The 22076-nt window shown below is 67.6% G+C and carries 26 protein-coding genes and 4 pseudogenes; 21 read left to right on the forward strand and 9 right to left on the reverse strand.

The genetic code is table 11. The features are described from left to right. The first annotated feature begins 46 nt into the window (after window positions 1–46). The 5 genes from DN051_RS39640 to DN051_RS39660 all read left to right on the forward strand — a co-directional run bounded on the left by DN051_RS39640 (window position 47) and on the right by DN051_RS39660 (window position 4173). Window positions 47–1444: an MFS transporter gene (locus DN051_RS39640; protein WP_112441816.1), complete on the forward strand. Its 1398-nt coding sequence runs from the start codon at window positions 47–49 to the stop codon at window positions 1442–1444. Window positions 1445–1520: 76 nt separating this feature from the next. Further along, a complete protein-coding gene (locus DN051_RS39645; RefSeq protein WP_112441817.1) occupies window positions 1521–2048 on the forward strand; it encodes an aspartate carbamoyltransferase in 528 nt (175 codons plus the stop codon). Between the two features lie 53 nt (window positions 2049–2101). Next, on the forward strand, window positions 2102–2563 hold the full coding sequence (locus DN051_RS39650; protein ID WP_112441818.1) for a GNAT family N-acetyltransferase: 462 nt from the start codon (window positions 2102–2104) through the stop codon (window positions 2561–2563). A 184-nt stretch (window positions 2564–2747) separates the two neighbouring features. After that, a complete protein-coding gene (locus tag DN051_RS39655) occupies window positions 2748–3452 on the forward strand; it encodes a sulfite exporter TauE/SafE family protein (protein ID WP_246040780.1) in 705 nt (234 codons plus the stop codon). 511 nt (window positions 3453–3963) lie between these two features. Continuing rightward, entirely contained in the window at window positions 3964–4173 is a 210-nt protein-coding gene (locus DN051_RS39660) for a DUF6417 family protein (protein ID WP_162624716.1), read from the forward strand. A gap of 92 nt (window positions 4174–4265) precedes the next feature. Here the strand turns inward: DN051_RS39660 and DN051_RS46855 are convergent. Further along, a pseudogene (locus DN051_RS46855) lies at window positions 4266–4355 on the reverse strand (DUF6233 domain-containing protein); the annotation flags it as partial. Between DN051_RS46855 and DN051_RS39665 the strand changes: the two are divergent. From DN051_RS39665 to DN051_RS39675, 4 genes are all read left to right on the forward strand, one after another. Then, entirely contained in the window at window positions 4317–4823 is a 507-nt protein-coding gene (locus DN051_RS39665) for a phosphotransferase family protein (protein ID WP_246040781.1), read from the forward strand. The pseudogene DN051_RS46855 and the gene DN051_RS39665 sit on opposite strands and share 39 nt — an antisense overlap. A gap of 62 nt (window positions 4824–4885) precedes the next feature. Beyond that, window positions 4886–5245 carry a transposase gene (locus DN051_RS45435; RefSeq protein ID WP_162625113.1) on the forward strand — a complete coding sequence of 120 codons (360 nt, stop codon included), beginning with the start codon at window positions 4886–4888 and terminating at the stop codon, window positions 5243–5245. Further along, on the forward strand, window positions 5199–5657 hold the full coding sequence (locus DN051_RS39670; RefSeq protein ID WP_162625114.1) for a hypothetical protein: 459 nt from the start codon (window positions 5199–5201) through the stop codon (window positions 5655–5657). Before DN051_RS45435 ends, DN051_RS39670 begins: the two co-directional genes overlap by 47 nt. 388 nt (window positions 5658–6045) lie before the next feature. Next, window positions 6046–6450 (forward strand): hypothetical protein, encoded by a 405-nt coding sequence (locus tag DN051_RS39675; protein WP_112441822.1) that lies wholly within the window; start codon window positions 6046–6048, stop codon window positions 6448–6450. A gap of 539 nt (window positions 6451–6989) precedes the next feature. Here DN051_RS39675 and DN051_RS39680 read toward each other — a convergent pair. Beyond that, window positions 6990–7169, reverse strand: coding sequence for a hypothetical protein (locus DN051_RS39680; RefSeq protein ID WP_112441823.1), 180 nt, complete (start codon window positions 7167–7169; stop codon window positions 6990–6992). 282 nt (window positions 7170–7451) lie between these two features. Between DN051_RS39680 and DN051_RS39685 the strand changes: the two genes are divergently transcribed. Further along, on the forward strand, window positions 7452–7880 hold the full coding sequence (locus DN051_RS39685) for a hypothetical protein (protein WP_112441824.1): 429 nt from the start codon (window positions 7452–7454) through the stop codon (window positions 7878–7880). Window positions 7881–7998: 118 nt separating this feature from the next. Beyond that, window positions 7999–8565, forward strand: a complete 567-nt coding sequence (locus DN051_RS39690) for a BAR domain-containing protein (RefSeq protein ID WP_112441826.1) — start codon at window positions 7999–8001, stop codon at window positions 8563–8565. Window positions 8566–8671: 106 nt separating this feature from the next. Here the strand turns inward: DN051_RS39690 and DN051_RS46075 are convergent, their stop codons facing one another. Continuing rightward, window positions 8672–8980, reverse strand: a complete 309-nt coding sequence (locus tag DN051_RS46075) for a transposase (RefSeq protein WP_206751797.1) — start codon at window positions 8978–8980, stop codon at window positions 8672–8674. Window positions 8981–9010: 30 nt separating this feature from the next. On the opposite strand from DN051_RS46075, the gene DN051_RS39700 reads away from it, so the two are divergent. Beyond that, window positions 9011–9373, forward strand: coding sequence for a hypothetical protein (locus DN051_RS39700; RefSeq protein ID WP_246040782.1), 363 nt, complete (start codon window positions 9011–9013; stop codon window positions 9371–9373). 424 nt (window positions 9374–9797) lie between these two features. Here DN051_RS39700 and DN051_RS39705 read toward each other — a convergent pair whose 3' ends face one another. Further along, the gene (locus DN051_RS39705; RefSeq protein WP_112441828.1) at window positions 9798–11408 is read right to left on the reverse strand and encodes an ISL3 family transposase; all 1611 of its coding nucleotides are present in this window, start codon (window positions 11406–11408) and stop codon (window positions 9798–9800) included. Window positions 11409–11485: 77 nt separating this feature from the next. Here DN051_RS39705 and DN051_RS45440 point away from each other — a divergent pair, with 77 nt between their 5' ends. Next, window positions 11486–11653, forward strand: a complete 168-nt coding sequence (locus DN051_RS45440; RefSeq protein ID WP_213084369.1) for a hypothetical protein — start codon at window positions 11486–11488, stop codon at window positions 11651–11653. A gap of 392 nt (window positions 11654–12045) precedes the next feature. Next, entirely contained in the window at window positions 12046–12888 is an 843-nt protein-coding gene (locus tag DN051_RS39710; RefSeq protein ID WP_112441901.1) for an IS5 family transposase, read from the forward strand. A 122-nt stretch (window positions 12889–13010) separates the two neighbouring features. Here DN051_RS39710 and DN051_RS39715 read toward each other — a convergent pair whose 3' ends face one another. Further along, on the reverse strand, window positions 13011–13436 hold the full coding sequence (locus tag DN051_RS39715) for a MarR family winged helix-turn-helix transcriptional regulator (RefSeq protein WP_199315028.1): 426 nt from the start codon (window positions 13434–13436) through the stop codon (window positions 13011–13013). Between the two features lie 112 nt (window positions 13437–13548). Between DN051_RS39715 and DN051_RS39720 the strand changes: the two genes are divergently transcribed. Next, window positions 13549–14391: an alpha/beta fold hydrolase gene (locus DN051_RS39720; protein WP_112441832.1), complete on the forward strand. Its 843-nt coding sequence runs from the start codon at window positions 13549–13551 to the stop codon at window positions 14389–14391. 31 nt (window positions 14392–14422) lie between these two features. On the opposite strand, the gene DN051_RS39725 is transcribed toward DN051_RS39720, so the two are convergent. Continuing rightward, the gene (locus DN051_RS39725; protein ID WP_112441834.1) at window positions 14423–15007 is read right to left on the reverse strand and encodes a fasciclin domain-containing protein; all 585 of its coding nucleotides are present in this window, start codon (window positions 15005–15007) and stop codon (window positions 14423–14425) included. A 164-nt stretch (window positions 15008–15171) separates the two neighbouring features. Here DN051_RS39725 and DN051_RS46860 point away from each other — a divergent pair, with 164 nt between their 5' ends. Both DN051_RS46860 and DN051_RS47970 read left to right on the forward strand, forming a co-directional pair. Then, entirely contained in the window at window positions 15172–15714 is a 543-nt protein-coding gene (locus DN051_RS46860; protein ID WP_246040783.1) for a hypothetical protein, read from the forward strand. 72 nt (window positions 15715–15786) lie between these two features. After that, window positions 15787–17405 (forward strand): annotated as a pseudogene (locus DN051_RS47970) (S8 family serine peptidase). Here the strand turns inward: DN051_RS47970 and DN051_RS39740 are convergent. After that, the gene (locus DN051_RS39740; RefSeq protein WP_112441836.1) at window positions 17301–17789 is read right to left on the reverse strand and encodes a MarR family winged helix-turn-helix transcriptional regulator; all 489 of its coding nucleotides are present in this window, start codon (window positions 17787–17789) and stop codon (window positions 17301–17303) included. The pseudogene DN051_RS47970 and the gene DN051_RS39740 sit on opposite strands and share 105 nt — an antisense overlap. Window positions 17790–17883: 94 nt before the next feature. Between DN051_RS39740 and DN051_RS46875 the strand changes: the two are divergent. The 4 genes and pseudogenes from DN051_RS46875 to DN051_RS39755 all read left to right on the forward strand — a co-directional run. After that, window positions 17884–18049: pseudogene (locus DN051_RS46875) on the forward strand (type I-E CRISPR-associated endonuclease Cas1e); the annotation flags it as partial. Between the two features lie 8 nt (window positions 18050–18057). Beyond that, window positions 18058–18465 carry a transposase gene (locus tag DN051_RS39745; protein ID WP_112441838.1) on the forward strand — a complete coding sequence of 136 codons (408 nt, stop codon included), beginning with the start codon at window positions 18058–18060 and terminating at the stop codon, window positions 18463–18465. Between the two features lie 56 nt (window positions 18466–18521). After that, window positions 18522–18831, forward strand: a pseudogene (locus DN051_RS39750) (ATP-binding protein); the annotation flags it as partial. A 289-nt stretch (window positions 18832–19120) separates the two neighbouring features. Continuing rightward, window positions 19121–19270: a hypothetical protein gene (locus DN051_RS39755; RefSeq protein ID WP_246040784.1), complete on the forward strand. Its 150-nt coding sequence runs from the start codon at window positions 19121–19123 to the stop codon at window positions 19268–19270. 40 nt (window positions 19271–19310) lie between these two features. On the opposite strand, the gene DN051_RS39760 is transcribed toward DN051_RS39755, so the two are convergent. Next, window positions 19311–19835 carry a cupin domain-containing protein gene (locus DN051_RS39760; RefSeq protein WP_053762661.1) on the reverse strand — a complete coding sequence of 175 codons (525 nt, stop codon included), beginning with the start codon at window positions 19833–19835 and terminating at the stop codon, window positions 19311–19313. Window positions 19836–20056: 221 nt separating this feature from the next. Then, a complete protein-coding gene (locus tag DN051_RS39765; protein WP_112441840.1) occupies window positions 20057–21850 on the reverse strand; it encodes an FAD-dependent monooxygenase in 1794 nt (597 codons plus the stop codon). Between the last annotated feature and the right edge of the window lie 226 nt (window positions 21851–22076).

Consider the following 22076-nt stretch of genomic DNA (forward strand, 5'->3'; position numbering starts at 1 on the left):
ATAACGTGAACAGTCCTGTACGACTTAGTGAGGAGGGGTGAGCGTCATGAGCGACACGGAAACCACCACCACCCAGGCCCCGGATGCACCGCATCCGCTGCGCTGGACGGCCCTGGGGCTGCTGGGGCTGGCCCAGCTGATGCTGATCCTCGACATCACCGTCGTCGCGATCGCACTGCCGGACATGGGGGCCGAACTGGACCTGGACCGCGCGGCGCTGACCTGGGTGGTCAGCGGCTACGCCCTGACGTTCGGGAGCCTGATGCTGCTCGGCGGCCGGGCCGCGGACCTGTTCGGCCCGAAGCGGGTCGTCCTGGCCGGGCTCGCCGTCTTCACCGCCGCGTCCCTGGCCGCCGGGCTCGCCACCGGCGCCCCGCTGCTGCTCACGTCCCGCATCGCCCAGGGGGCGGGCGCCGCGATGCTGTCGCCGGCGGCGCTGTCGGTGGTGGTGCGGCTGTTCGACGGCGACGAGCGCAACCGAGCGCTGGGGATCTGGTCGGCGCTCGGCGGCGGAGGCGCCGCTCTCGGCGTGCTGTTGGGCGGGCTGATCACGGCAGGTCCGGGCTGGGCCTGGGTGTTCTTCGTCAACGTCCCCGTCGGCCTGGCCGTCCTCGTCTCACTCGCCCGGGTCCTGCCCCGCCTGCCCCGCGCGGCCACCGGCTCCCTCGACGTACCCGGCGCCGTCCTGGTCGCCGCCGCGACCGGCGCGCTCATCTACGCCCTGATCCGTGCCGGCGACCACGGCTGGCTCGACCTTGTCACCGTGGTCCTGTTCGCGGCTGCGTCCGCCGGCTATGTGGTCTTCGCTCTGTGGCAGCGCCGGGCGGCGGCGCCGCTGATGGACCTGCGGTTGCTCGGTCGGCGGCCGGTAGTGGCGGGCACCTTCGTCATCGCCGTGACTACGGCACTGATGGTGGGGGCCTTCTTCCTCGGCTCTTTCTACCTGCAGAACCTCCAGGGCCACGGGGCGCTGATGACCGGTGTGCTGTTCCTGCCCGTGGCGTTGCTGACCATGGCCGCCGCCGCAGCCGCCGGCCGTGTCATCGGCCGTCTCGGAGCCCGACTGCTGGCGGTGATGTCGCTGGCCGTGGCAGCCGCCGGTTTCCTCGTGCCGGTGCTGTGGTCCGGAACAGCCGCGATGGTCACCGGGATGAGCGTGGCCGCGGCGGGGCTGGGCGGCCTGTTCGTGGTCGCCTCCGCCACCGCGCTCGCCAGCGTCGCCCCGCACGAGGCCGGAGTCGCATCGGGCATCGTCAGTACCTTCCACGAGTTCGGCGCCTCCGCCGGCGCCGCAGCCGTCTCCAGCGCCGCCGCCACGAGCATCGCCGCCCACACCGGCGCCCAGAGCGCATCCGGTTTTGACGACGCGTTCCTCGTCGCCACCGGCCTGGCCGCACTCTCCGCCGTCATCGTCTGGTGGCTGATCCCCGCCAAGCAGCAGTAATCCCAGGCCTTCCGGGTCCCCGCCAAGACGAAACGGGCCCTGCACTCTCCTTCGACATGCTTATGGAAGGCACACGATGAACATCGCAAAGCGCCGGCTGCTGACGGCCGGTATCAGCACGGCCTGCATCGGTGCAGCCCTGGGCGCAGCCTCGTGGATCGGCGGCTCCCAGCAGGACGACGGCGCGGGGCGGACCGATCGGCAGGAAGCGGTCGCCGAACGCGGCCGGAGCGTGATGCCCTTCGACCTCGAAGAGACCACCCACCACTTCACCCCGACCGGCACCGGCGGCATCCAGGACGTCATCGCCGACCAGCCCGACGACGCCAAGCAGGTCGGCCCCATCCGCACCCACCTGAAGCAGGAGGCCAAGGCGTTCGGGCAGGGAGACTTCGGCGACCCCGCCCAGATCCACGGCGACAGCATGCCGGGACTGGCCGCACTGGAGGAGGGTTACGAGCGCATCGACGTCCGCTACAACGAGCGGACCGACGGAGCCACCCTGACATACACCACCGACGAGCCCGCCCTGATCGACGCCCTGCACGACTGGTTCGCAGCCCAGCTCAGCGACCACGGCGACCACGCCGAAACCGGCCACTGACCCACCAGCCGAGCAGCACGGCACCCGTCACCGCACCCAGCGCACGATCGGAAGTGGACAGCGTGAACGACCCCTACGAGTTGAGCGTCGGTGTGCCCTCGGTCGCGGTCTTCCGACGCCTGCGCACCGACGCCGGCCTCTCCGACAAAGACCCCGAAGCGGTCGCGCTCGCCCTGCCCAACACCTGGCACGGGGTACTCCTCCACCACGAGGGAAAGCCCATCGGCATGGGACGGATCGTCGGGGACGGCGGCATCGCCTTCCAGATCGTCGACCTCTGCCTCCACCCCGCCCACCAAGGACGTGGCCTTGGCAAGCGCATCATGGCCGCGCTCACCGAGGAACTCGAACGCCGGGCGCCCGCCACCGCCTACGTCTCCCTGATCGCCGACGGCCCGGCCCGCTTCCTCTACAACAAGTTCGGCTTCGCCGACACCGCCACCCACAACTCGATCGGCATGTACCGCGTCATCGGCAAACGCCCGGCGGCCGGCCAACCACCGGCGCAGCTCTAGACATCGCCGAACCCCTGGTCGCGGCTCCTGCCGGGCCCACCCGTCCCGTGACCGCGACGGCCGGGCGAGGGCACCGCTCCCCGCCCGGCCGACCGTGAACATCTCATAGCAGATCGCCTCCCTGTCCTCCGAGGCACTGATACTGGCCGGGCGAACAACGGTTGGCGGGCTGCTGATCGCGACCGTGACCGCCCCCGTCGGCGTGTCCGGAGCGGTATTCCTCCTCCCCGTCCAGCTGAGCGTCTTCGGCGCGCCAAACCCGGCCGTCATCCCGACCAGCCTGCTGTTCAACGTCGTCGCCGGACCGGGCGCCCTGTGGCGCTACCGCCACGACGGCGCCCTGCGCGGCGGCCTCGCCCGGCGCCTGGTGCTGGGCACCCTGCCCGGCGTCGTCCTCGGCGCCGCCCTCCGCGTCGTCGCCCTCTCCGGCCCCGGCGTCTTCCGCCTCCTGATCGCCGCCCTGCTGCTCCCGCTCGGCCTGCGCTCCCTCACCCTGTCCCGCCACCGGCCGCCACACGCAGGCGAGTTGCCCCCGCTCACGCTGACGGGCCTCGCCCTGGCCGCCGGCATCTACGGCATCGGCTCCCTCCTCGGCCCGATCCTCGTCGGCCGCGGCCTGCCCGTCGCCCGCGTCGCCCCGGCTGCGCTCGCCGCCACCTTCGCCACCCCCCTCGTCGGCGCCGCCACCTACGCGCTCCTGTCGCTTGTCAGCCCCGGAGACGTCGCCCCCGACTGGTGGCTCGGCCTCGCCTGCGGCACCGGCGGCCGGATCGGCGGCTACCTCGGCGCCCGCCTCCAGCCCCGCCTACCCGAACGCGCCCTGCGTCTCCTCCTCGGCACCCTCGCCGCAGCCCTCGACACTCTGTACGCAGCCCAGCCCCTGACCTGAGCACCCGGTTGCGGAGCATGGACGAGGGCTTCCCAAGGAGAGTTGTATGGACAACGGACAGCGAGAAACTGCGTCCAAAATTTCGGCTCTGCTGCGTGCTGCGGCGGCAGGTTCGGGCTGGGCACGAAGGAGGCCAGCATCGGCTCCGGCGGGGTCCAGGTCACGCCGGATGTCTTCCACCCGTGCTGCCCGGCAACCAGTGCCTACCGCCATGGCCTCCCTCGAAACGGGTCCCGTCAAAGGGGCCCATGCCTGGCGGGGGCACCACCGGAGGTCCGGGGGATTTTGTGTTTACGTGGTCGTGAAGGGACAGTGTCCCCGGGCCTCATCTATTGCCTGGTGGGAAGATCGTTCGGTTGAAGCCCTACTTGTGCCTTTTCGCCGCGTAGGCGACGATCCCCCTTCACGATCATGCTCTTGGTCTACGGCCCCGGCCGGTGCTCTCACCGGCCGGGCCGCAGCGCGTTGAGGCCGCGTGACCGGCCCTCGGCGCGGGTACGTTGCCCAGATTATGAACGACGACTACGAGCACGACGACCTGGACGACATCGACTTCGCGCCCGTGGAGCACACCGTGGAGCGCCTGGCCCTGCTGACCCTGGAAGAGGCGCATGGCCTGCTCCGGCTTCTGCAGACGGTGGCACGGCAGGACGGGCCGGTCTCTCCGGAGGCGTACCAGCTCGCGCGGGAGATTGCCGCTCGGATCCCGTCGGAGAACTGACCTGCGATCGGGGGCGGTGATAGGTCGAGGATGTGCAGCCGGGTGTTCGGCTCGCAGTGAGTGCAGGAGCTCAATCCTGCGGCCAGGAGCCGGCGGGCTTCGTCGCGGCTGACGGCCCGGCGGCGTTTGTCCGCGATGTGGCGGTGCCCGGTGTGTACCTGGACGGGCTGACGGCCCTGCACGGCTGGGACGAACTGCTCGTCGATCCGCCGGCCGACCTCGCCCCCGCCGCCCGCGCCCACCTGCCACAGCTCGCCGAACTTGAAGCCGAGTGGTCCGCCCTCGCGCACGGCAACTGCATCGTCCACGGCGACCTGCGGGCCGACAACATGGTCCGCGACCACCACCTTGGCGTGACCTTCGTGGACTGGGCACACGCCACCACCGGTCCGGCCTGCATCGACGCGGCCTCCCTCGCCCCGCAGCTCATCCTCGCCGGACACGCGCCCGCAGATGTCGCCCGGCTGCTCCGTGACCATCCCGCCACCGCCAGCAGCCCCGAGACCACCACCGTGTTCCTCGCCGCGCTCACCGGGCACTGGCACGGCAACGCCCGCCAGCCCGCACCCCCCGGCGCCCCCGGACTGCGCGCCTACCAGCACCGCGCGGCGGCCGCGGGCCTTGCGATCCTCGGCTATCGCATGAGCTGAAACGTAGCTGTCTCGCTCTCGCGTAAGTGGCCAGTGACCCCGTTTCAGGGCTGGAAGACTTCGTGGTTGTCGGCTGTGGCTCCCTCGCATCCGGGAGGGGAGCCACAGCCGCCCACCTGCTCTCCGCCGTCCTGGACGGCGGACGCACCGTCAGCCAGCTACGCGAGCCGGACAAGACCACCGAGGTCACCGGCTTCACGAAGCTGCCGGCCCCGTTCGACCTGGCCGGTGTCGTGGTGAGTGCCGACGCCCTGCACACCCACCGTGACCACGCCAGGTGGCTGGTTGAGGCGAAGAAGGCGCACTACCTGCTCATGGTCAAGCGGAACCAGCCGACGCTGCACCGCACGCTCCGCTCACCGCCCTGGAAAAAGGGTGACCGCCCGCCGCTACGACCGCGAGGCGGGACACGGGCGACGTGAGACCCGCCCGGTGCGCACGCTCACCGTCACCGGTCCCGGCCTGGACTTCCCGCACGTGACGCAGGCCGCGAAGATCCACCGACACCGCACCGACCTCACGACAGGCAAGATCACCCGCGAGACCCTCTACACCATCACCGACCTGACGGCGCGTGCGGCGTCTCCCCAGACAATCGGCCAACTCGCCAGCGCACAATGGGGCATCGAGGCCCTGCACCACGTCAGAGACACCACGTTCGGCGAGGACGCCTCGAAGATCCGCACCGGACACGGACCGGAGAACACGGCCACCCTGCGCAGCTTCGCGATCAACACCCTGCGCACCGCCGGACACCACAGCATCGCCGCCGGCCCGCGCGAGGCCTCCTACACGCCCTTCATCCGTCCGCTGGACCTGATCGGACTGCCATGACCAGCAACGCCACGTGATCACCAGGACTTTGAATCAGCCCTGGGGCTCATACGGACTCGACAGCCACATGATCACCAGCGGCCATGCCTGTTCTGCATCGAGGGGACCGCTGCCCACAGAAGCTGACAACCCATCACATGACGGACCTGGCAGGGTAACCGCCCACCTCGAGACTTCTCAAAGGCCCTGCGTTTGTGCCGACCGATCTCCGGCGCAGATCACTGGTTCCTGTCGGGGAACGTGAATATGATCAACGCTGCTCATCGGGCGCCGATCGAGGGTCCGAGCGATTTCCAGGGGGATGCTTATGCGCCGTTGGCTGAAGATCGCTGCTATCACAGCCAGTGCCGCACTGATCGGCATACAGCCGGCCGTTGCCAGTCCTACCGTGGGTTGGAAGATCGTGGACACGAACTCCTACTGGGAGTGCGGTGACTACGTCAAGCACACGCGGACCTTCACTCCCGGCGACTTCGGAATCAACTTCAAGGCGTGCACGGTCGTGAACTCAGTTGGCGGGGCTCAAGCTGTGCTGGTCGTGCAGAACGCCAGCGGACTCAACCCCTGGATCCTTCAAAAGGGCCGAGTGGTCTTCGAATCCCAGAGCGAGGGTGACGTATGGTGCGCCGAGTCCACACTGAATCCCGGCTTCACCCGTGGCTGTTACGCACCCACCGTCCAGAAGGGCACCTGCGCAACACTGGATGCTCCTAGGGTGGAGCTGACGATCGGCGGACGCACCGAGGTGGCGTACGGCGACTACTATCTCATGACCCCGCCCTGCTGGGATTAGCGTGAATCCTCACCACATCGAATGGTGCGCCGCACTTGACCGCTCGGAGGGATATCGGGTGCCTTCGGAAGCCGCTTTCGGCTCAACACGTGGTCCGAACTGAGGAACGTTTACGCACTCTGTGTGAAGCGGTGGGTTGACGCTCCTGCATCGTCACGTCCGGGGAGATAGTTTGGGTGTGGGGGAGACAGGGTCGTCCGGTGGCCCTGCGCATCCGTTCTGGCGCCGAGGGTGGGTAGATCACCGTGGAGCTCCACCGCTTCCAGGGTGGGTTCGTGAGCACGCGCAACCCGGGAGATGGGGTTGCGGACCGAGGACTCTCAGCGGTCAGTCCCGCCTTGTTTTTCCCACCAAGGACGGCAGCTCGCCGGGGGCGGTCCAGCATTCCGGTCCACCGCCCTGGCGCGGCCATACCTCGGGGCCGCCGCCGTGCCACTCGATGAGGTCTGAGTCGGCGACGTCGAGCTCGTCCCCGCCCACGAGCCCGCTCTGCCGCAGGAGCAGGGCGGCCGTTCGCGCGGTGCACGGACGACAGCGCTTCAGTCGTTCGTGCGGAGCAACTGTCGAGCAGCAGCTACTTTGGCGTCCTGCAGGTCCAGGAACCGGTCGAGAACCGCCCTGTTCTCCTTGATCAGGTTCTGCTGTACTGCGGACTCGGCCGTGTTCCAGCGACGGATGAGGTCAACCTTCTTCTTGCACTCCACGTCGCGCTGCGCCACGGCACGCTCATGGTCGGAAAGACAGCGTTCGGGCAGGGAATCCCGTTCGTGGTTCAGCCGGCACGGGCGTTTTTCAGTCGGTGCGGGACAGGAACCGTCATCAAGGGGCCCCTACGGGCGTCTCCATGCGACAGGGCTTCGCCCCGGCCTTGTCCGTGTCCCGGAGGCGGCTGGTCATTGGGTGGCCGCGGCGCTGTGCAGTACGGCGCTCTGTGCACGTCCGGGTGCACCAGGTGGTGCACTCACTCACAAGTGAGCGCCGAGAGTTGAAGAAGGCTTCCGATGACGGATTTCGCGCAGTACGACGGTTACAAGCAGGACTTCGACTTCTATGTCGGGCCTGCGCGGCAGGACGACTTCCGGAGCAGAGAGTTCGGCGACCGCCTGTGGGCGGACGTGTCGCGCATCCTGAAGACGCCTTTCGACGGCGGGACGATCACACCCGACAGCCACGAGGGATACAACTACTGGTTCGACAACGACGACCTGAGCTCTTCCCTGTACTCGGGTCCGCGGGAATCGGGATCGGGAGTGCTGGACCAGATGCCCGCGATCCTCACCGTGATCTCACGGTCAGAGGACGTCGCGAGTTCGGAGCTGGCGGAACGGATCTACGCCGGGCTGACCGCGTCGGACGACTATCTCGTGGTGGTGTTCGCGCACAACGGCATGCCGATCGCCGCCAAATTTGACATCGGCGATGACTGGTGAGTGCGTTGTGGCAATGGGAGTCCCTGTTCGATGAGCAGGGGCTTCTTCGGGTGCGGGGCATGATCGCGGAGGTGTAGGGGCAGGCAGGGGACGGCTTGTTGTGGATCGGGGAGGTGCGATGCCGTCGGTGCTGGGGTTGATGGAACAGCGTGAGGCGCGGGCGAGGCAGGATCTGGAGTCCTGGACGGAGGTTCTGGAGCAGGCTCAGGCGGAGGTGGATGCCGCGCGGGAGCGAGTCGAGCGGGCCCGGGTGGGGCGTGAGGAGCTCGTGTCGGTGCTGGCCGGGGAGAGCCCGGTGAATACGCCGGTTTCCGTGCCGTCTGGTGGTGAGATGGCTGCCGCTGCGGGATCGGGCGGCTTGGGCGCGGGGCATGGCGAGCGGCCGCCGGTGTGGCGGTTGGGCATGGGTGAGGAGGTGCTCAGCGGCCTGTATCGGGAGGTGTTCGTCGCGGTGGTGGCCGCTTCGGGGCCGGTGAACGGGGTGGAGCTGACGCGGGCGGTGGGCCGGGAAGCGGAGATCAAGAACGAGGTGGGGAAGATCCGTCACCGCGCTTACGTGCTGGAGAAGCGGGGCTGGCTGGTGCGGGCGGGGGACGGACGGTTCATGCCCGCGCCCGGAGCAGTCGGCCGGGGCGCTTCTCCGGCCAGCGCGGAGCGTCCCCGGCCAGGCGCCGGGACAGCCTGATCACGGCGGCCCACCACACCATCTGGGCGTGGTGGTCGAGGCGGCGTTCGTGGTCACGGTTGAGGCGGCGTGAGCGCGACAGCCAGCTCAGCGTGCGCTCCACCACTCACCTGCGGGCTAGGACGACAAATTCGCGGCGTCCGTCGCAGCGGCGCACGACCTCGACGCGCACCCCGTGACGGGCGAACGCCTTCGCCAGTGCGGGGCCCTGGTAGGCACAGTCGACCCACACCAGTTTCAGCAGCCGGCCCGGCTGTTCCATGAACGTTTCCAGCAGCGCGGGGGCGGCCTTGGAGTCGTGCACATCGGCCGTGGTCACGGTTACCTCCAGGAGCAAACCGTCGGTATCCGTCAGGATGTGGCGCTTGCGCCCGTCACGTGACTTGCCGTCGTCGTATCCACGCCGCGCCGCCATGGCCCTGCCGGCTACCCCCGGCTGACGCTGATGACCTTGTGCGAAACCAGCACCCGGGGCCTGATCACCGCTGCCTTCGGACCCGCCTTGAAGGGCGAAACCGACTACGCACACGACCTGGTCAGCCACCTGACTTCGGACATGCTCCTGCTGGCTGACGGCGCCTTCGACAGCAACAAGCTGCTCGCAGACGTCGTGGCTCAGGGGGCGCAGTTGCTGATTCGTGCCACCAGCACCCGACGCCCACCGGTGCTTGCGCTGCTGCCCGACGGTTCCTACCTCACCCGGATCGGCTGCGTCCGACTGAGGGTGGTCGAGGCCGAGATCCGCTCCCGCACCGCCGGCGACGATTTCGGCGGATCCTACCGCCTGCTCACCACGCTGAGCGACTAGCGCACCGACCCGGCAGACCACCTGGTCGGTCTCTATTACGAGCGCTGGGGGATCGAGACCGCCCGTCTGGCACTGCGTCACACCCTGCTCAACGGCTGTCGGGCAAGTTGTGGCGAAGCCGTACCGGATGGCGGCCGTACCTGGCGCAGAGGCCAGGCCACGCAGGACGGCGAGTAGCGCGTAGCACTGCCGAGTGGGCAGCTCGCCCTCATGATCTGCATGTGCGGAGTCCACCCGTATCGAGGACGCCATCGTGGTTTTCCACTCCGAGGATCTCTGGCGTGGAGAACGGCAGTGGGTGGCGTGCAATGTCGACGTACACCTGCCGGTGGAGCTCGTGTCGGCGTCGGCTGAATCGTGGTTCTGGATCACTTTCCGTGCAGCGCTGACGGACGGTCACGGATCCGTCGCGGTCGCCGTACGGTCATCCGGCCAGGAGGACGCGCTTGCGCAGCAGAGCCAAGCCCGCGCGGCCGAACATCTGCCGCTTCAGCATCTTGATCCGGTTCACCTGCCCCTCCACCGCTCCCGAGCTGAACGGCAACGTCAGCCCCGCCTCCACCGCCCGCAGATCACACTTGATCCCGTTCACGAACGACAACAGCTCAGGCAGGCTGCTGGTCTTCACGCTGTCGATCCAGGTCGCGAGCTTCTCGCCGGCGCGCGCGTTCATGATCTCGGCGAACGCCCGGACGTGCTCAGCGGTGGCATCGAGTTCGGGGCACCGGGCCAGGAGGTCCTTGAGCTGCAGGGTCTGGTCTTGGGTGAGATTGTCGGGGTGCCGAGTGATCCAGCTGGTCACGTCCCGGACCGACGGGGGCCGCCTCCGGTCGGCGGGCTTGGCCCCGGCACGCAAAGGTTTGAGATAGTCGCGGACCACCGAGTAGCCGCCGCGGAACCCCGCGGCCTTGATCTCGTCGGTGAGCTTCTTGGCGCTGGTGCAGCCCTCTTGCCACCGCTGGTGGAGGTAGGGCTTGTAGTCATCGAGGATGCTCGCGCGGCCTTGCCATTTGCCCTCGCTCAGCTCATCGGCCCTGGCCGCGCGGGCGAACTTGCGCACGGTATTGCGGGCCAGGCCGAGCTTGCGGCTGATCGCACGCAGGGTAAGCCCTTTCCCGATCAGGGCGTGTATCTCCTGATGGCGGTCGCGGGTGCGGTCTGCGCAACGGTGGGCGCTCCGTTCCGTCTTCGCAGCCTCGGTGATCTTCTCCCACTCGGCGGTCGCGGCGACGGACGCCTCCGGACTGGGCTCTGGTTCGGGGGCCCGCAGCTGAGCGGAGTGCCTGGCCACGCAGCGTTCCACGGCTTCGGTGAGGTTGTGGTAAAGGTGCCAGCGGTCTGCGACTTGCACGGCATCGGGGGCTCCGAGGCGGGCGCCTTCGGCGTAGCCGCTGGCCCGGTCTCGGCAGATGATCTCGACGCCGGGGTGGTCGGCCAGCCAGCGGGCCAGGGTCGCCGATTCACGGTCAGGAAGCAGGTCGATCGGGCGGCGGGTCTCGACGTCGATCAGCACAGTGCCGTAGACGTGGCCCTTGCGCAGGGCGAAATCGTCGACGCCGAGTACGCGCGGCGTCACTATCGGCGGATCGGGCAGGGCCCGGATCAGCCGCAACAGAGTGGAACGGCTGACATCGGCGCTCAGCACTTCGGCCAGCCTGGCGCCGGCTCGTCCGGCCAGCATCAGCGCCACCACCTGCAAGACGGTGTGCAGCCGCTGACTGCGCCGCCCGTGCCGGAAGGTGAGTCCGTTGATCTGCTCGACGAACGTCGCTCGGGGGCAAGCCGCGACCGGGCAGCGGAAACGCCGGACCTGCAGATGCACGACCACCGGCCGCCCACCCACCGCAGCGTCCGCCAAGCGACGCTCGTAACCGCTGTGAACCCGTCCCGATGTTGCCCCGCAGCTCGGGCAGGCGGCGTCGCCCGCGCGCGCCCGGGCCGTTACGGTGATCGCTTCCTCACTCAACTCGACAGCGTCGACCCGCAGGCCGTCCAGGTCGGCGAACAGAACATCCCCCACCTCTATATCGCTCACAGAGCTGGATCGTCAGGTATGCGGCGAGGGCGGCGCGGGGAAGCACCGAAAGCGATCACAAGACGTCGTTGTCGTTCGTGAACGGGATCAAGTGTGATCTGCGGGCGGTGGAGGCGGGGCTGACGTTGCCGTTCAGCTCGGGAGCGGTGGAGGGGCAGGTGAACCGGATCAAGATGCTGAAGCGGCAGATGTTCGGCCGCGCGGGCTTGGCTCTGCTGCGCAAGCGCGTCCTCCTGGCCGGATGACCGTACGGCGACCGCGACGGATCCGTGACCGTCCGTCAGCGCTGCACGGAAGGTGATCCAGAACCAGCGTTCGGCCGTCGCCGAGAGCTCGAAACGGGTTGGCGGCCGAACGGTCCACACCCTGGTCACCCAGCACTCGCCCAGCCTGTACACGACGCCCTCGACATCGGTGCCGATTCGGCAGGCGCCCGTGTGCCCACGGTCAGCGAAGTGTGCGAGCCACAGGTCACAGGTCGGCCTCAGCGGCTTCTGGGTTCGGGATCTTCTCCATCCGCGTATTAGAGCGCCCGGCGGTAGGCGTGTCTCGTTGATGAAGGCGACCCCGGAAGTCGAGCAGGCACGAGCCATGGTGATCATGGAGTTCTCTACGCTCAGTGATCACCGGAGGGCCCGTGCCTGTCCTGCCATCATGCCTGCTCGAACCCCTGTGGGACCAGTTCGCGACGCTGTTACCGGAGCACGTGGACAGCCACCCGCTGGGCTGCCACAACCCGCGCATCGCGGACCGCGTGGTGTTCGACCACGTAATCGCCGCCCTGGTGCACGGCTCCGGCTACGAGCGTGTCGCAACTCCTGGATGCTCGGACCGCACCATCCGACGACGAGTCGCCTACTGGGCCCAACTCGGAATAGCCGGGCAGTTGCACGCCCTGGTGCTTGAGGCGTACGACCGGATGATCGGCCTTGAGTTGAGCGAGTTGTCCGTGGACGGCTGCATCACGAAGGCTCCCTGCGGTGGCGAGGCCGCCGGGCGCTCCCCAGTGGACCGGGGCAAGCAGGGCCTCAAGCGCTCGGTGGCCACCGAGGCCCGCGGCATCCCGCTCGGCATCGTCTCAGCCGGGGCCAGCCGGCACGACTCACCGCTGCTCGTGCCCACCTTGGAGGCCGCGAAGGAGCAGGTCGGATGCCTGCCAGATCAGGTCAATGTCAACTTGGACCGTGGCTACGACAGCCACAAGACCCGGGCCGCATTGTCGGAACTCGGCTTCACCGGCGAGATCGCCCGCAAGGGCGTGCCCGCTCCCATACAGGCCGGCAAGAGATGGGTGGTCGAGCGCAGTCACGCGTGGATGAACGGCTTCGGCAAACTGCGACGCTGCACCGAGAAACGCAGCCGGGTCGTCGACTTCTACCTCTACCTGTCCGCCGCCATCGTCACGCTCCGTATGCTCATCCGCCGCGCCACCCCGCTCTACCGATGGGACGGTCGCCCCACTACCAAACGCCTGAAGTAACGCCTACTGCCGGGTGCTCTTAGCCCAGCAGTCGCACCGACCTCACCGGGGGAAGGTGTGCGTTCGCCGTGGTCTGCGGTACCGTCCGAGCCGTCGGGACTCCTTCGGCCAGCGCGAGTTCGTCAGTCGTCGACGTTGACGTCCTCGAAGAGAGCGATTAGCCGGCCGAGCACGCGGACACAGGTGTCCACGTCCGAAACGGTGAGATCGCCCGCCCCCGCGCGCAGCAACGCGTGCTCCCGGGCGATGACGGCGTCGATTGCCGTACAGCCGGCGTCGGTTAGCCGGATCAGTGAGGACCGAGCGTGCGCAGGGTTCGGAACGGCTTCCACCAGGCCGTCTGCCACGGCGCCGTTGACCATCCGCTGGACGAACTGTCGGCTGATCGACTGGGCTCGGCCCATCTGGGGAACCGTCATAGGTCCGTGCTCGTGCAGCAGATCGAGCACCGCACGTACCCCCACTGACAGGCCCTGCTGCGGAGCATCCTGTTCGATCTTCCGATGGACCCGCCGGTAGAGCGGTCCGACCAGGGCGAAGACCTCCATCAACCGCGGACCCGCTTCGTCGGGGGGCAGCGGGCGTTCTTCATCAGTCACACGCCGATGATAGATGACAACCCGGTTGTCATCCTTGCGCTTGCATGACAACCTAGTTGTCATGAGTGAAGTTTCCGGCCTCCGCTTCTTCGCGTCCTCCGACGGCGTGCTCGCCTACCGTGACACCGGCGGCACAGGCCTGCCCGTCGTGCTGCTGCACGCGGGGTTCCTCGACCACACCATGTGGGACGAGCACGTGCCTGCTCTCCGAAACCAGTTCCGGGTCATCACGCCCGATGCTCGTGGCCACGGACGCTCCGCCAACGCGGGCGGCCCATTTCGCCAGGCCGACGACCTTGCCGCACTGCTGCGCCACCTGAGGGCCAGCCCCGCCATCCTCGTAGGCGTCTCCATGGGCGCGGTCATCGCCGTCGGGACCGCGCTGGAACACCCTGAACTGGTTGGGGCCCTGGTCATCTCCGGCGGCGGCACAGGTGAATATGAGTTCACCGAGCCGTGGTCCAAGAAGGCCCAGGCGGCACAGTTCCAAGCGCTGGCTGCAGGCGATATCGAGGCCTGGCATGAGGCGAGCGATGCCTGGGCACACGGCCCGGAGAGGCCGCGCCAGGCCGTCCGGCCCGAGATCTACACGCGCCTTCGCCAGATGCGCCGGAGGACTATCAGCAAGCACACGCCAGGCGAACCCGATCACCACGTCCCGGTCGAGGACCTCGGCGCCCGAGCGGGCCAGATCAGCGTCCCCGTGCTGGCCCTCAACGGCGCACAGGACGCCCCCGAACTCAGTGCCATGGCCGAGTTCATTGCCCGTGCGGCACCGCGAGGCCGCACAATCGTGATCGACGACGCCGGGCACTTCCCCAACCTTGAACATCCTGACGAGTACGCCCGGATCATTAATGACTTCCTCTGCAACCTGGACCAGGAAGGATCCCGCCCCATCTGATCGCTGTCAGGATCAATTCGAACGGGTCGCGTCAGGACTTGGGCATCAGCACGGTGTCGATGAGCTGGACGGTTGCGTTCTCGGTGGCGAGGTCGCCGCAGACGATCGACGCCGAGTCGTTCACTTTGAAGGCGTCCCCTGATCCCGAGGTGGTGATCTCGTCGCCTTGCAGCGTCTTAAACGCGCCGTCGGGGAGTTCGCCGACTGTCACGTCCTGCTCGACAACGTGGTACGTGAGAAGGTCTGTGAGCTGCTTCTTGTCGTTGAGGATCTTGTCGAGGTCGGATTTCGGGATCTTTTCGAACGCGTCGTTGGTCGGCGCGAACACTGTGATGTCCTCGGCGTTGTTCAACGTGTCGACCAGCCCGGCCTTTTCTACGGCGCGGGCCAGAGTGGACAGCTCGGGACTGTTCGACGCCGCGGTCGCAACGGGGTCGTCCGCAATGCTCGCGGCACTGCCCTCACCACTGGTCGGCAACGAGGCGCAGCCGGGACCAAATGGTTCGCCGACCGCTCCGGCGTGGGCAACCGCGGCGAAGGCCGTCAAGGACAGGGGTATGAAAAGTGCGCCGGCTGCGGCGACAGCCGCGCTTCTGCAGCGATGGGTGGTGGTCATGAGTCTCACCTTTGCTGTGCGAATGCGAGAGGGCTCGTGCTGTTGCCCTCCACACAATCGCTTCGTCGGCAGCGTACGCCCTGGATGCATGTATGCCGCAGCGTCTGGGAATGGCTTGAGCTGTTGCTTCGACCGATGCCCGGGGCACGAGGGACAGTGCGCAGGTGACGGCGCGGACAGCGACACCGGCACAGACCAGCGTGACTCTCATCCTGAGGGAAACCCTCAACGGACACACGTATCCGGTACGGGCCGACGCACGGGGTCTCATTCAGGACGGGCGGCTGAACCGGCGGCTGTTCGACATCACCACCCTCAGCTCCCCCGCCTACGCACACCGCCAGGACCTGCGGCTCATCGTGCGGTACGACACCGCCCGCCCGGCCGCCAGGACGGCCCTGCGCGCCGACGCCCGGACGCAGCGCACTCTGACCAGCATCAACGCGGACGCCCTTCCCGCTCCCGCCGGTGACGCGCAGCTGTGGTCCACGCTCACCACCGGGCCGGCCGGCGCCGCCGACCGCGGGACCGCACCGGGCATCCCCTCGGTGTGGCTCGACGCCGTCGTCGAGGTGAGCCTGGACAAGAGCGTGCCGCAGATCGGCGGCCCCCAAGCCTGGAAGGCGGGGTTGGACGGGTTGGATCGCGTATCGCCGTCCTCGACACCGGCATCGATGCCACCCACCCCGACCTGGCCGGGCAGGTGACCGCCGAACGCAACTTCACCGCCTCTCCGGACACCCTCGACCACGTGGGTCGGCACGCATGTCGCCTCCACAGTGGCAGGTATCACCGGTGCGAAGTCCGGCGGCCTGTACAAGCGTGTGGCGCCGGGTGCCACCATCCTCAACGCCAAGGTTCTGGGGGACCGTGGCTTCGGCGACCATTCAGGGATCATCGCCGGTATGGAGTGGGCAGTGGCCGAGAAGGCCGACGTCGTCAACCTCAGCTGGGCAGCACGGATACTCCTGGCGTCGATCCGGTGGAGGAGGCCGTCAACAACCTGTCGGCCGAGACCGGAACACTGTTCGTCATTGCCGCCGGCAACCTCGGCAGTCAGGGCGCTGGCAGCATCGGTTCGCCGGGCAGCGCGGACGCCGCCCTGACCGTCGGAGCGGTGGACAAGCAGGACCGCCTCGCAGGCTTCTCCGGCATCGGCCCGCGGGTCGGTGACGGCGCGATCAAGCCCGACCTCACGGCCCCCGGTGTGGACATCGGCGCGGCGAGGTCGAAGGACGGCGGCTTGTCCGGCGCTCCCGTCGCCGACGGCTACTTCGCCCTGAGCGGCACCTCCATGGCCACCCCGCACGTCGCCGGTGCCGCCGCCATTCTCGCGCAGCAGCACCCCGACTGGAGCGGCGAGGACATCAAGCACGCGCTGACCGCTTCCGCGACGCCGAGTGCCTACACCGTATTCCAGCAGGGGGCCGGGCGGGCCGACCTGGGCGCGGCGATCCAGCAGTCGGCGGTCACCCGGCAGACGTCGCTGCCCTTCGGCACCGCACAATGGCCGCACGCAGACGACGAGCCGATCACCAAGGACCTGACCTACCACAACCTGGGCAGCACACCGCTCACCCTGAAACTGACCACCGAGGTCACCGGGCCTGACGGCGCCCTCGCCCCTGACGGTATGTTCACCGTCGATCCAGCACCGACCGCGGGCAAGAACAGCCGTGTTCAATGTGTTACCTGCCCATGTGCACCTCGTATGTCACCCCGCGATGAGGTCGATCCGAATGGTGTCGTCGTACAGGACGACGAGGGTTCGGCTGCTCCCTGCCACCCACCGTGCGGGTACCAGAAACAGTCGGCCGTTTGGTTCGACGAGGAGACGCGGCCCGATGTAACGCTCCGGAAGGACTCCTTGTTGGCGTGGGGGAACTCCGTCTGCTCGACTCCAGCGGGAAGGTTCCTCAAGGGCTCCGTGGTGTACAGGACGGCTTCCAGATCGCGCAGCCGCCGCTGCACCGTCCGCGTCTCCGCCAGCACCGCGTCCACGAGCTCGAACGGCACCACGCCGGTCAGCTCTCCCAGATGGCCCGGGGCGAACCGGCCCGCGGCCACGGTCACCGTACGGGTTATGGCCTCCGTTGGGCTTTCGCTTCAAACCCTCAACGTGCTTGCAGGACCTGCGAAAACGCTGACTTCCTGGCCTTGGGACAAGGCCCCCGACGCTGGCGTCCCGCAACAGTCAGCCCGCCCCAATCCGCGTATCTCACACAGCAAGGGATACGGCCACCACCCCAGGCCCACAAAGGACTCCGCCGAATTTCTCCCTGACGAGCCGAAGTTAGTGGGCCGCGCCGTCGCCCGCAGTCTCACTGCAGAGCTCTATGCGGTCGACAACTTGCTCGCTCCATGCCCGGATGACCGCCGCCTCCTCAGGTGTGAGTGAGTCGAAGAAGTGGCGGCGAATGTTGTCGGCATGCACGAGCATGGCGCTATGGACGGCGGAATGGCCCTCGACGGTTAGCCCGACCCCGGCGCGGCGGCCATGGGCCCCGAACTGGCTGCGCTTGACGAAGCCGCGTTTTTCCATGCGCGTCAGCTGATGGGCTACGCGGCTCTTGTCCCAGTCGAGAGACTCGGAGAGTTCGCCGACGCGCATCTCACGGCCGGCGGCCTGCCACAGAGTAACTAGCACGCTGAATTCCGCTTGCGAAATTCCACTACGACGCTGAAGGTCACGCTCCAGCTCCCTGGTGAGTAGGCGCTGTGCGCGCAGCCAGGTGTCCCAGAACTTCCGCTCCTCAGGATCCAGTGATCGAGGTTTCGTCATGTTATCAATTTACCGTGACCTGCACAGTTGCCACTTCAACTCCTTCCGTCAAGGTCAGCGCCTGCACCTGCGGCCTGATGACCTTTCCCCACTCGCTGACACCGCCGAGCATGCCGATGGGGAACGCCAGATCCCCTCGGCAACCATCAAAACCTCCTGCTCGGCCCCGGCACCGCCTTACCCGCCAGGTCATAAGCGTCCTCGGAGAAGCCGGCGCCGCCGTTGCCTGGGCCGGCGAACACGGCGTCCGCTACTACGCCGAGCGGACATGACCCGCTTCCCCTCCGCCAAGCACCTGGCCTCCTGGACAGGGGTCTGCCCCGGTCACCACGAGTCCGCCGGCCGCGCCAAGAGCACCAAGGTCCGACCCGGCAACTGCTACCTCAAGGGCGCACTGGGTCTGGCCGCGTTCGGAGCCAGCCGCATCAAGGACACGTTCTTACAGGCCCGCTACCGACGCCTGACCAGCCGCCGTGGCCAAATGAGAGCCCTGGTCGCCGTCGAGCACTCCATCCTCTCAACGGTGTGGCACATGCTCACGCAGGACACCCGCTTCCACGATCTCGGCGGCGACTACTACACCACACACAACCCCGAACGCGCCCTGCGCCGGATCACCCGGCAAGCCAACGCGCTCGGCCTGACCGTCCGCTTCGAACCCATCGAAGCGGCGTGACACTGGTTGCCTGGAGGCAGTCAGACGTTATTTTCGGATCAGGGGTGGCCGGTCAGCAACTCAGCACTTACCTGCGGCCCAGCGTCCTGGTGGTCGATGAGGTCGGCTACCAGCCCCTCGAACGCGCCGCGGCGAACCTGGTCTTCCAGGTCATCTCCAAGCGCTACGAGAAGGGCTCGATCATCCTCACCTCGAACAAGACCTTCAGCCCCAGATGAATGGGGCCAGCTCTTCGGCGACGAAGTCTTGGCCACCGCGATCCTCGACCGGCTCCTCCACCACTGCGACGTGGTCTCCATCAACGGCCCCAGCTACCGGCTCAATAACCGACTGGCGGCCATCGAACGGGACACCCAAGTGGCCTGACACTGAGCACGTCTATCCGTACTTGGTTGAGCCACTGCAAGGAGTACGCCGACACCAGTTGTCGCAGGCAGGAGGGCATACGGGAAGATGGGCTCGCGGGCATGGACTCGCTCGGTGCTCATACGGACTCGTCACCCACATGATCACCACCGGTCATGCCTGTTCTGCATCCAGGGGACCGCTGCCCACAGACGCTGACAACCGATCACATGAGGGACCCGGCAGGCGAACCGCCCACCTCGAGACTTCTCAAGGCCCTGCCCTCCACACCGGCACCGGACCACGCGTCATGGCCACCTTCCGCAACCTCGGTATCGGCCTGCTCGAGGCCCTTGGCGCTGCCAATATCGCCAAGACCACCCGGGCAATCCGCGACCAGCCCGAACGAGCCCACCCACTCCTGGGCATCACCAACAACCCCGACGCTCAGGGAACTTGATCAAGCCCTGGCGTGGGGTGCTCCAGAGTGGACATGGAGTTCATGACGGTTCCGGGAGAATCACCGAATTCATCAGCCGACCCAGCGTTTCCCCTCGCGTGATTTGCTCCGGGTCGGTGACCGGCGGCGGCGCCTCACCCGGCCGTGCGGGCAGGGCGTGATCGACGAAAATCTGCTCCAGACCCGGAGGTGTGTACATGAAGATCATCTTGGCGGCGTGGTTGCCTTTGTTCGTGAAACGATGACGCACCCCTCGAGGGATGTAGATGAAGTCACCTGCCACCGCAGTGAAGATGTGATCGCCGTCCAGGAACTCCAGTTCTCCGCTGAGAATGTAGAACGTCTCGTCCTCATCCGGATGTGCGTGGGGAATCGGACCGCCGCCCGCCGGAACTGTGGCCTCGATGAAACCGAACCCACCGTTCGTCTGCGCACCTGTGGCTTTGACCGTATAGACGTCACCCGCGGACCATACGGTCGGACCCTGACCTGACGGAACGTAGAGCGCGCCGCGCTTGTTCCAGTGCGGGTCGTCGGGGTGCAGTTCGGCCAGCGAAAAGGTCATAAAGATCTCGATTCTGATCTGAGTTATGCAAACAGAAGGTGCCCGGCACTCGTCGGCGTGGCCTCGAACTCGCCGTTCCGCACGTCGATGCCGCCCTCGGCTGCCCGACCGCATGGCCGCACCACAAACGCCGACGCGCTAGTGGACAGAGCATCAGGGAAGACATGTGCCTGGAGGCGGCCCGCACGCCGATGACCGGTGCGGGCCGCCTCCGGCAGTGGTCACTCGCCGTCGGTGTGCAGGATCCGGCGGAAGGCGGCGGAGAGCACGGCCGCCGGGTCGTCGACCGACGCGGCGGAGCGGAAGGCGACATGTCCGTCCGGACGGACGAGCACCGCACCGGTGGTGGATATCTCCCGCTGCTTGGTCCACGCCAGTCGGGTGTCGACGAAGTCCACGTCACCGAGGCCCACCCGGGCCGCGCGCAGCGGGAGCTTCCGCTGCTCGGCGATCTGGGTGGCGGCTTCCACCCAGTCGTGGCCGTCCTCGCCCGCGATGAGGGCGAAGTGACCGCCGTGGATGAGTTCACGCAGTGCGGTGCGCTCACCGGCGCGGTCGACCCAGGCGTGGGGCAGTGGGTGGCCTGGGCGTGTGCTGGGCTGGTAGAGACGGATCGCGTCCAGCGGGGCGGGCGCCGGGGTGCTGTCGCCGACGATCGCGGGGGAGTCGTAGGTGTACCCGAAGTCGGTGTTGTGCTGGTGGAAGACCAGGGTCAGGTTGCCCAGCCACTGGGTGAACGCGTGCCGCCGCTCGACCGCACCGGGGCCGTCCTCCCAGAACAGCCGCAGCGCGGCCCAGTTCTCCTCCGCGCTCTTGTCGGGGGAGAGCCCCATCACCTCGGCGGCTCCGAACTGGGCGGGTGCGGCCTGCATCGCGGTGTCCAGGTTGTGCTGGTTGACCGGGCGGCGTTCGGCGGAGTAGGTGTCGAGCAGGGCGTCGCCGGCACGACCGTCGAGGACGGCGGCGAGCTTCCAGCACAGGTTATAGGCGTCCTGGACGGCCGCGTTCAGACCGAGACCGCCGGCAGGCGGGACCTTGTGCGCGGCGTCTCCGAGCATGAACACCCGTCCGGCCCGGAAGTCGTCGGCGAGGTAGCCTCCCATGTCCCACTCGGCGATCGTCAGGACCTCGATGTCGATGTCGGGGAGCCCCACCGCCTCGCGGGCCCACTGCACCATCTTCTCCGGCTGCGAGGCGTCCATGCCCTCCCCGGTGACGTGCAGGACCCACTCCTTGGACTTCCGCCCCCACTCGGGGCCCTCCGGCACCAGTACGGCACCCCAGCCCAGGTGCCGCGGGTGGTCGGGGTTGAAGATCCAGTGGAAGACCGCGTCCTCCGCCTCGTCGAGATACGGCGAGAGATCCATCGACAGGTACATGCTGGTCAAGGTCATGATCTTCTCCGGACCGGAGAGCTGGACCCCTGCCAACTCGCCCACGGTCCGCCCGCCGTCGGCACCGAGGAGATAGCGGGACCGGACGGTGTAGGTCTCACCGGTACCGCGGTCGAGGACCGTGGAGGTCACACCCGCCGCGTCCTGCTCCAGGCCCACCAGCTCGTGGTTGAACCTGATCGCGGCGTGGTCGTACCGCTCCGCGTGCTTCTTGAGGACGGGCTCGGAGCGCCGCAGGGACAGGTTCGCCGCGGCCTGCGGACTGGCGGCCACGTACTCGGGGTCGGTGTAGCCCCCGCCCCATGCCTCGATGGAGCCGATGCGGCGCCCGTGCCCGTTCTTCGGCCCCCCGCCCGCGAGTCCGGAGAGAAACCCGATGCGGGACATGTACTCCTGAGGGGCGCCCTTCGCCCGGATCTGGGAATCGACACCCATGTCGGCGAAGATCTCCATGCTGCGCTGGTTGAGCATGTGCGCCCGGGGCACGTGCGTGGTGCTCGGGTAGCGCGTCACCAGCAGGGACTCGATGCCCAGGCGGGACAGGAGAATCGACGAGGTCAAGCCGGCCCCACCGCCACCGACGATCAGGACGGGAATTTCAACATCGTACTTCTTCGTCATCGGCCGATACCTTTTCGTGTCGCAAAAGTGTTGACATGTACGCGCGAGTGTGAAGGAGAGTGAGTCATCTCCGTAGCGTAAATCACAATCACGCCGAGTTTTCCTCAGGTGTGGAATATGGTGCCAGTGTGCCGGGCGCGACCTCGGGTCGCCGATCAACCGCCGGGCCCGGAAGTAGGGCACTCATGTTACCTGTTTACGCAAACTGCCCGGCAACGCGTTGCTC

This window comes from Streptomyces cadmiisoli (genome assembly GCF_003261055.1).
Classification (GTDB): Bacteria; Actinomycetota; Actinomycetes; order Streptomycetales; family Streptomycetaceae; genus Streptomyces; species Streptomyces cadmiisoli.

Coding starts and splice junctions, on each gene's coding strand:
- DN051_RS39640 (WP_112441816.1), top strand. CDS start 47: ATGAGCGACACGGAAACCACCACCACCCAGGCCCCGGATGCACCGCAT.
- DN051_RS39645 (WP_112441817.1), top strand. CDS start 1,521: ATGAACATCGCAAAGCGCCGGCTGCTGACGGCCGGTATCAGCACGGCC.
- DN051_RS39660 (WP_162624716.1), top strand. CDS start 3,964: ATGAACGACGACTACGAGCACGACGACCTGGACGACATCGACTTCGCG.
- DN051_RS39685 (WP_112441824.1), top strand. CDS start 7,452: ATGACGGATTTCGCGCAGTACGACGGTTACAAGCAGGACTTCGACTTC.
- DN051_RS39690 (WP_112441826.1), top strand. CDS start 7,999: ATGCCGTCGGTGCTGGGGTTGATGGAACAGCGTGAGGCGCGGGCGAGG.
- DN051_RS46075 (WP_206751797.1), bottom strand. CDS start 8,980: ATGGCGGCGCGGCGTGGATACGACGACGGCAAGTCACGTGACGGGCGC.
- DN051_RS39700 (WP_246040782.1), top strand. CDS start 9,011: ATGACCTTGTGCGAAACCAGCACCCGGGGCCTGATCACCGCTGCCTTC.
- DN051_RS39715 (WP_199315028.1), bottom strand. CDS start 13,436: ATGGAGGTCTTCGCCCTGGTCGGACCGCTCTACCGGCGGGTCCATCGG.
- DN051_RS39720 (WP_112441832.1), top strand. CDS start 13,549: ATGAGTGAAGTTTCCGGCCTCCGCTTCTTCGCGTCCTCCGACGGCGTG.
- DN051_RS39725 (WP_112441834.1), bottom strand. CDS start 15,007: ATGACCACCACCCATCGCTGCAGAAGCGCGGCTGTCGCCGCAGCCGGC.
- DN051_RS39740 (WP_112441836.1), bottom strand. CDS start 17,789: ATGACGAAACCTCGATCACTGGATCCTGAGGAGCGGAAGTTCTGGGAC.
- DN051_RS39745 (WP_112441838.1), top strand. CDS start 18,058: ATGACCCGCTTCCCCTCCGCCAAGCACCTGGCCTCCTGGACAGGGGTC.
- DN051_RS39755 (WP_246040784.1), top strand. CDS start 19,121: ATGGCCACCTTCCGCAACCTCGGTATCGGCCTGCTCGAGGCCCTTGGC.
- DN051_RS39760 (WP_053762661.1), bottom strand. CDS start 19,835: ATGACCTTTTCGCTGGCCGAACTGCACCCCGACGACCCGCACTGGAAC.
- DN051_RS39765 (WP_112441840.1), bottom strand. CDS start 21,850: ATGACGAAGAAGTACGATGTTGAAATTCCCGTCCTGATCGTCGGTGGC.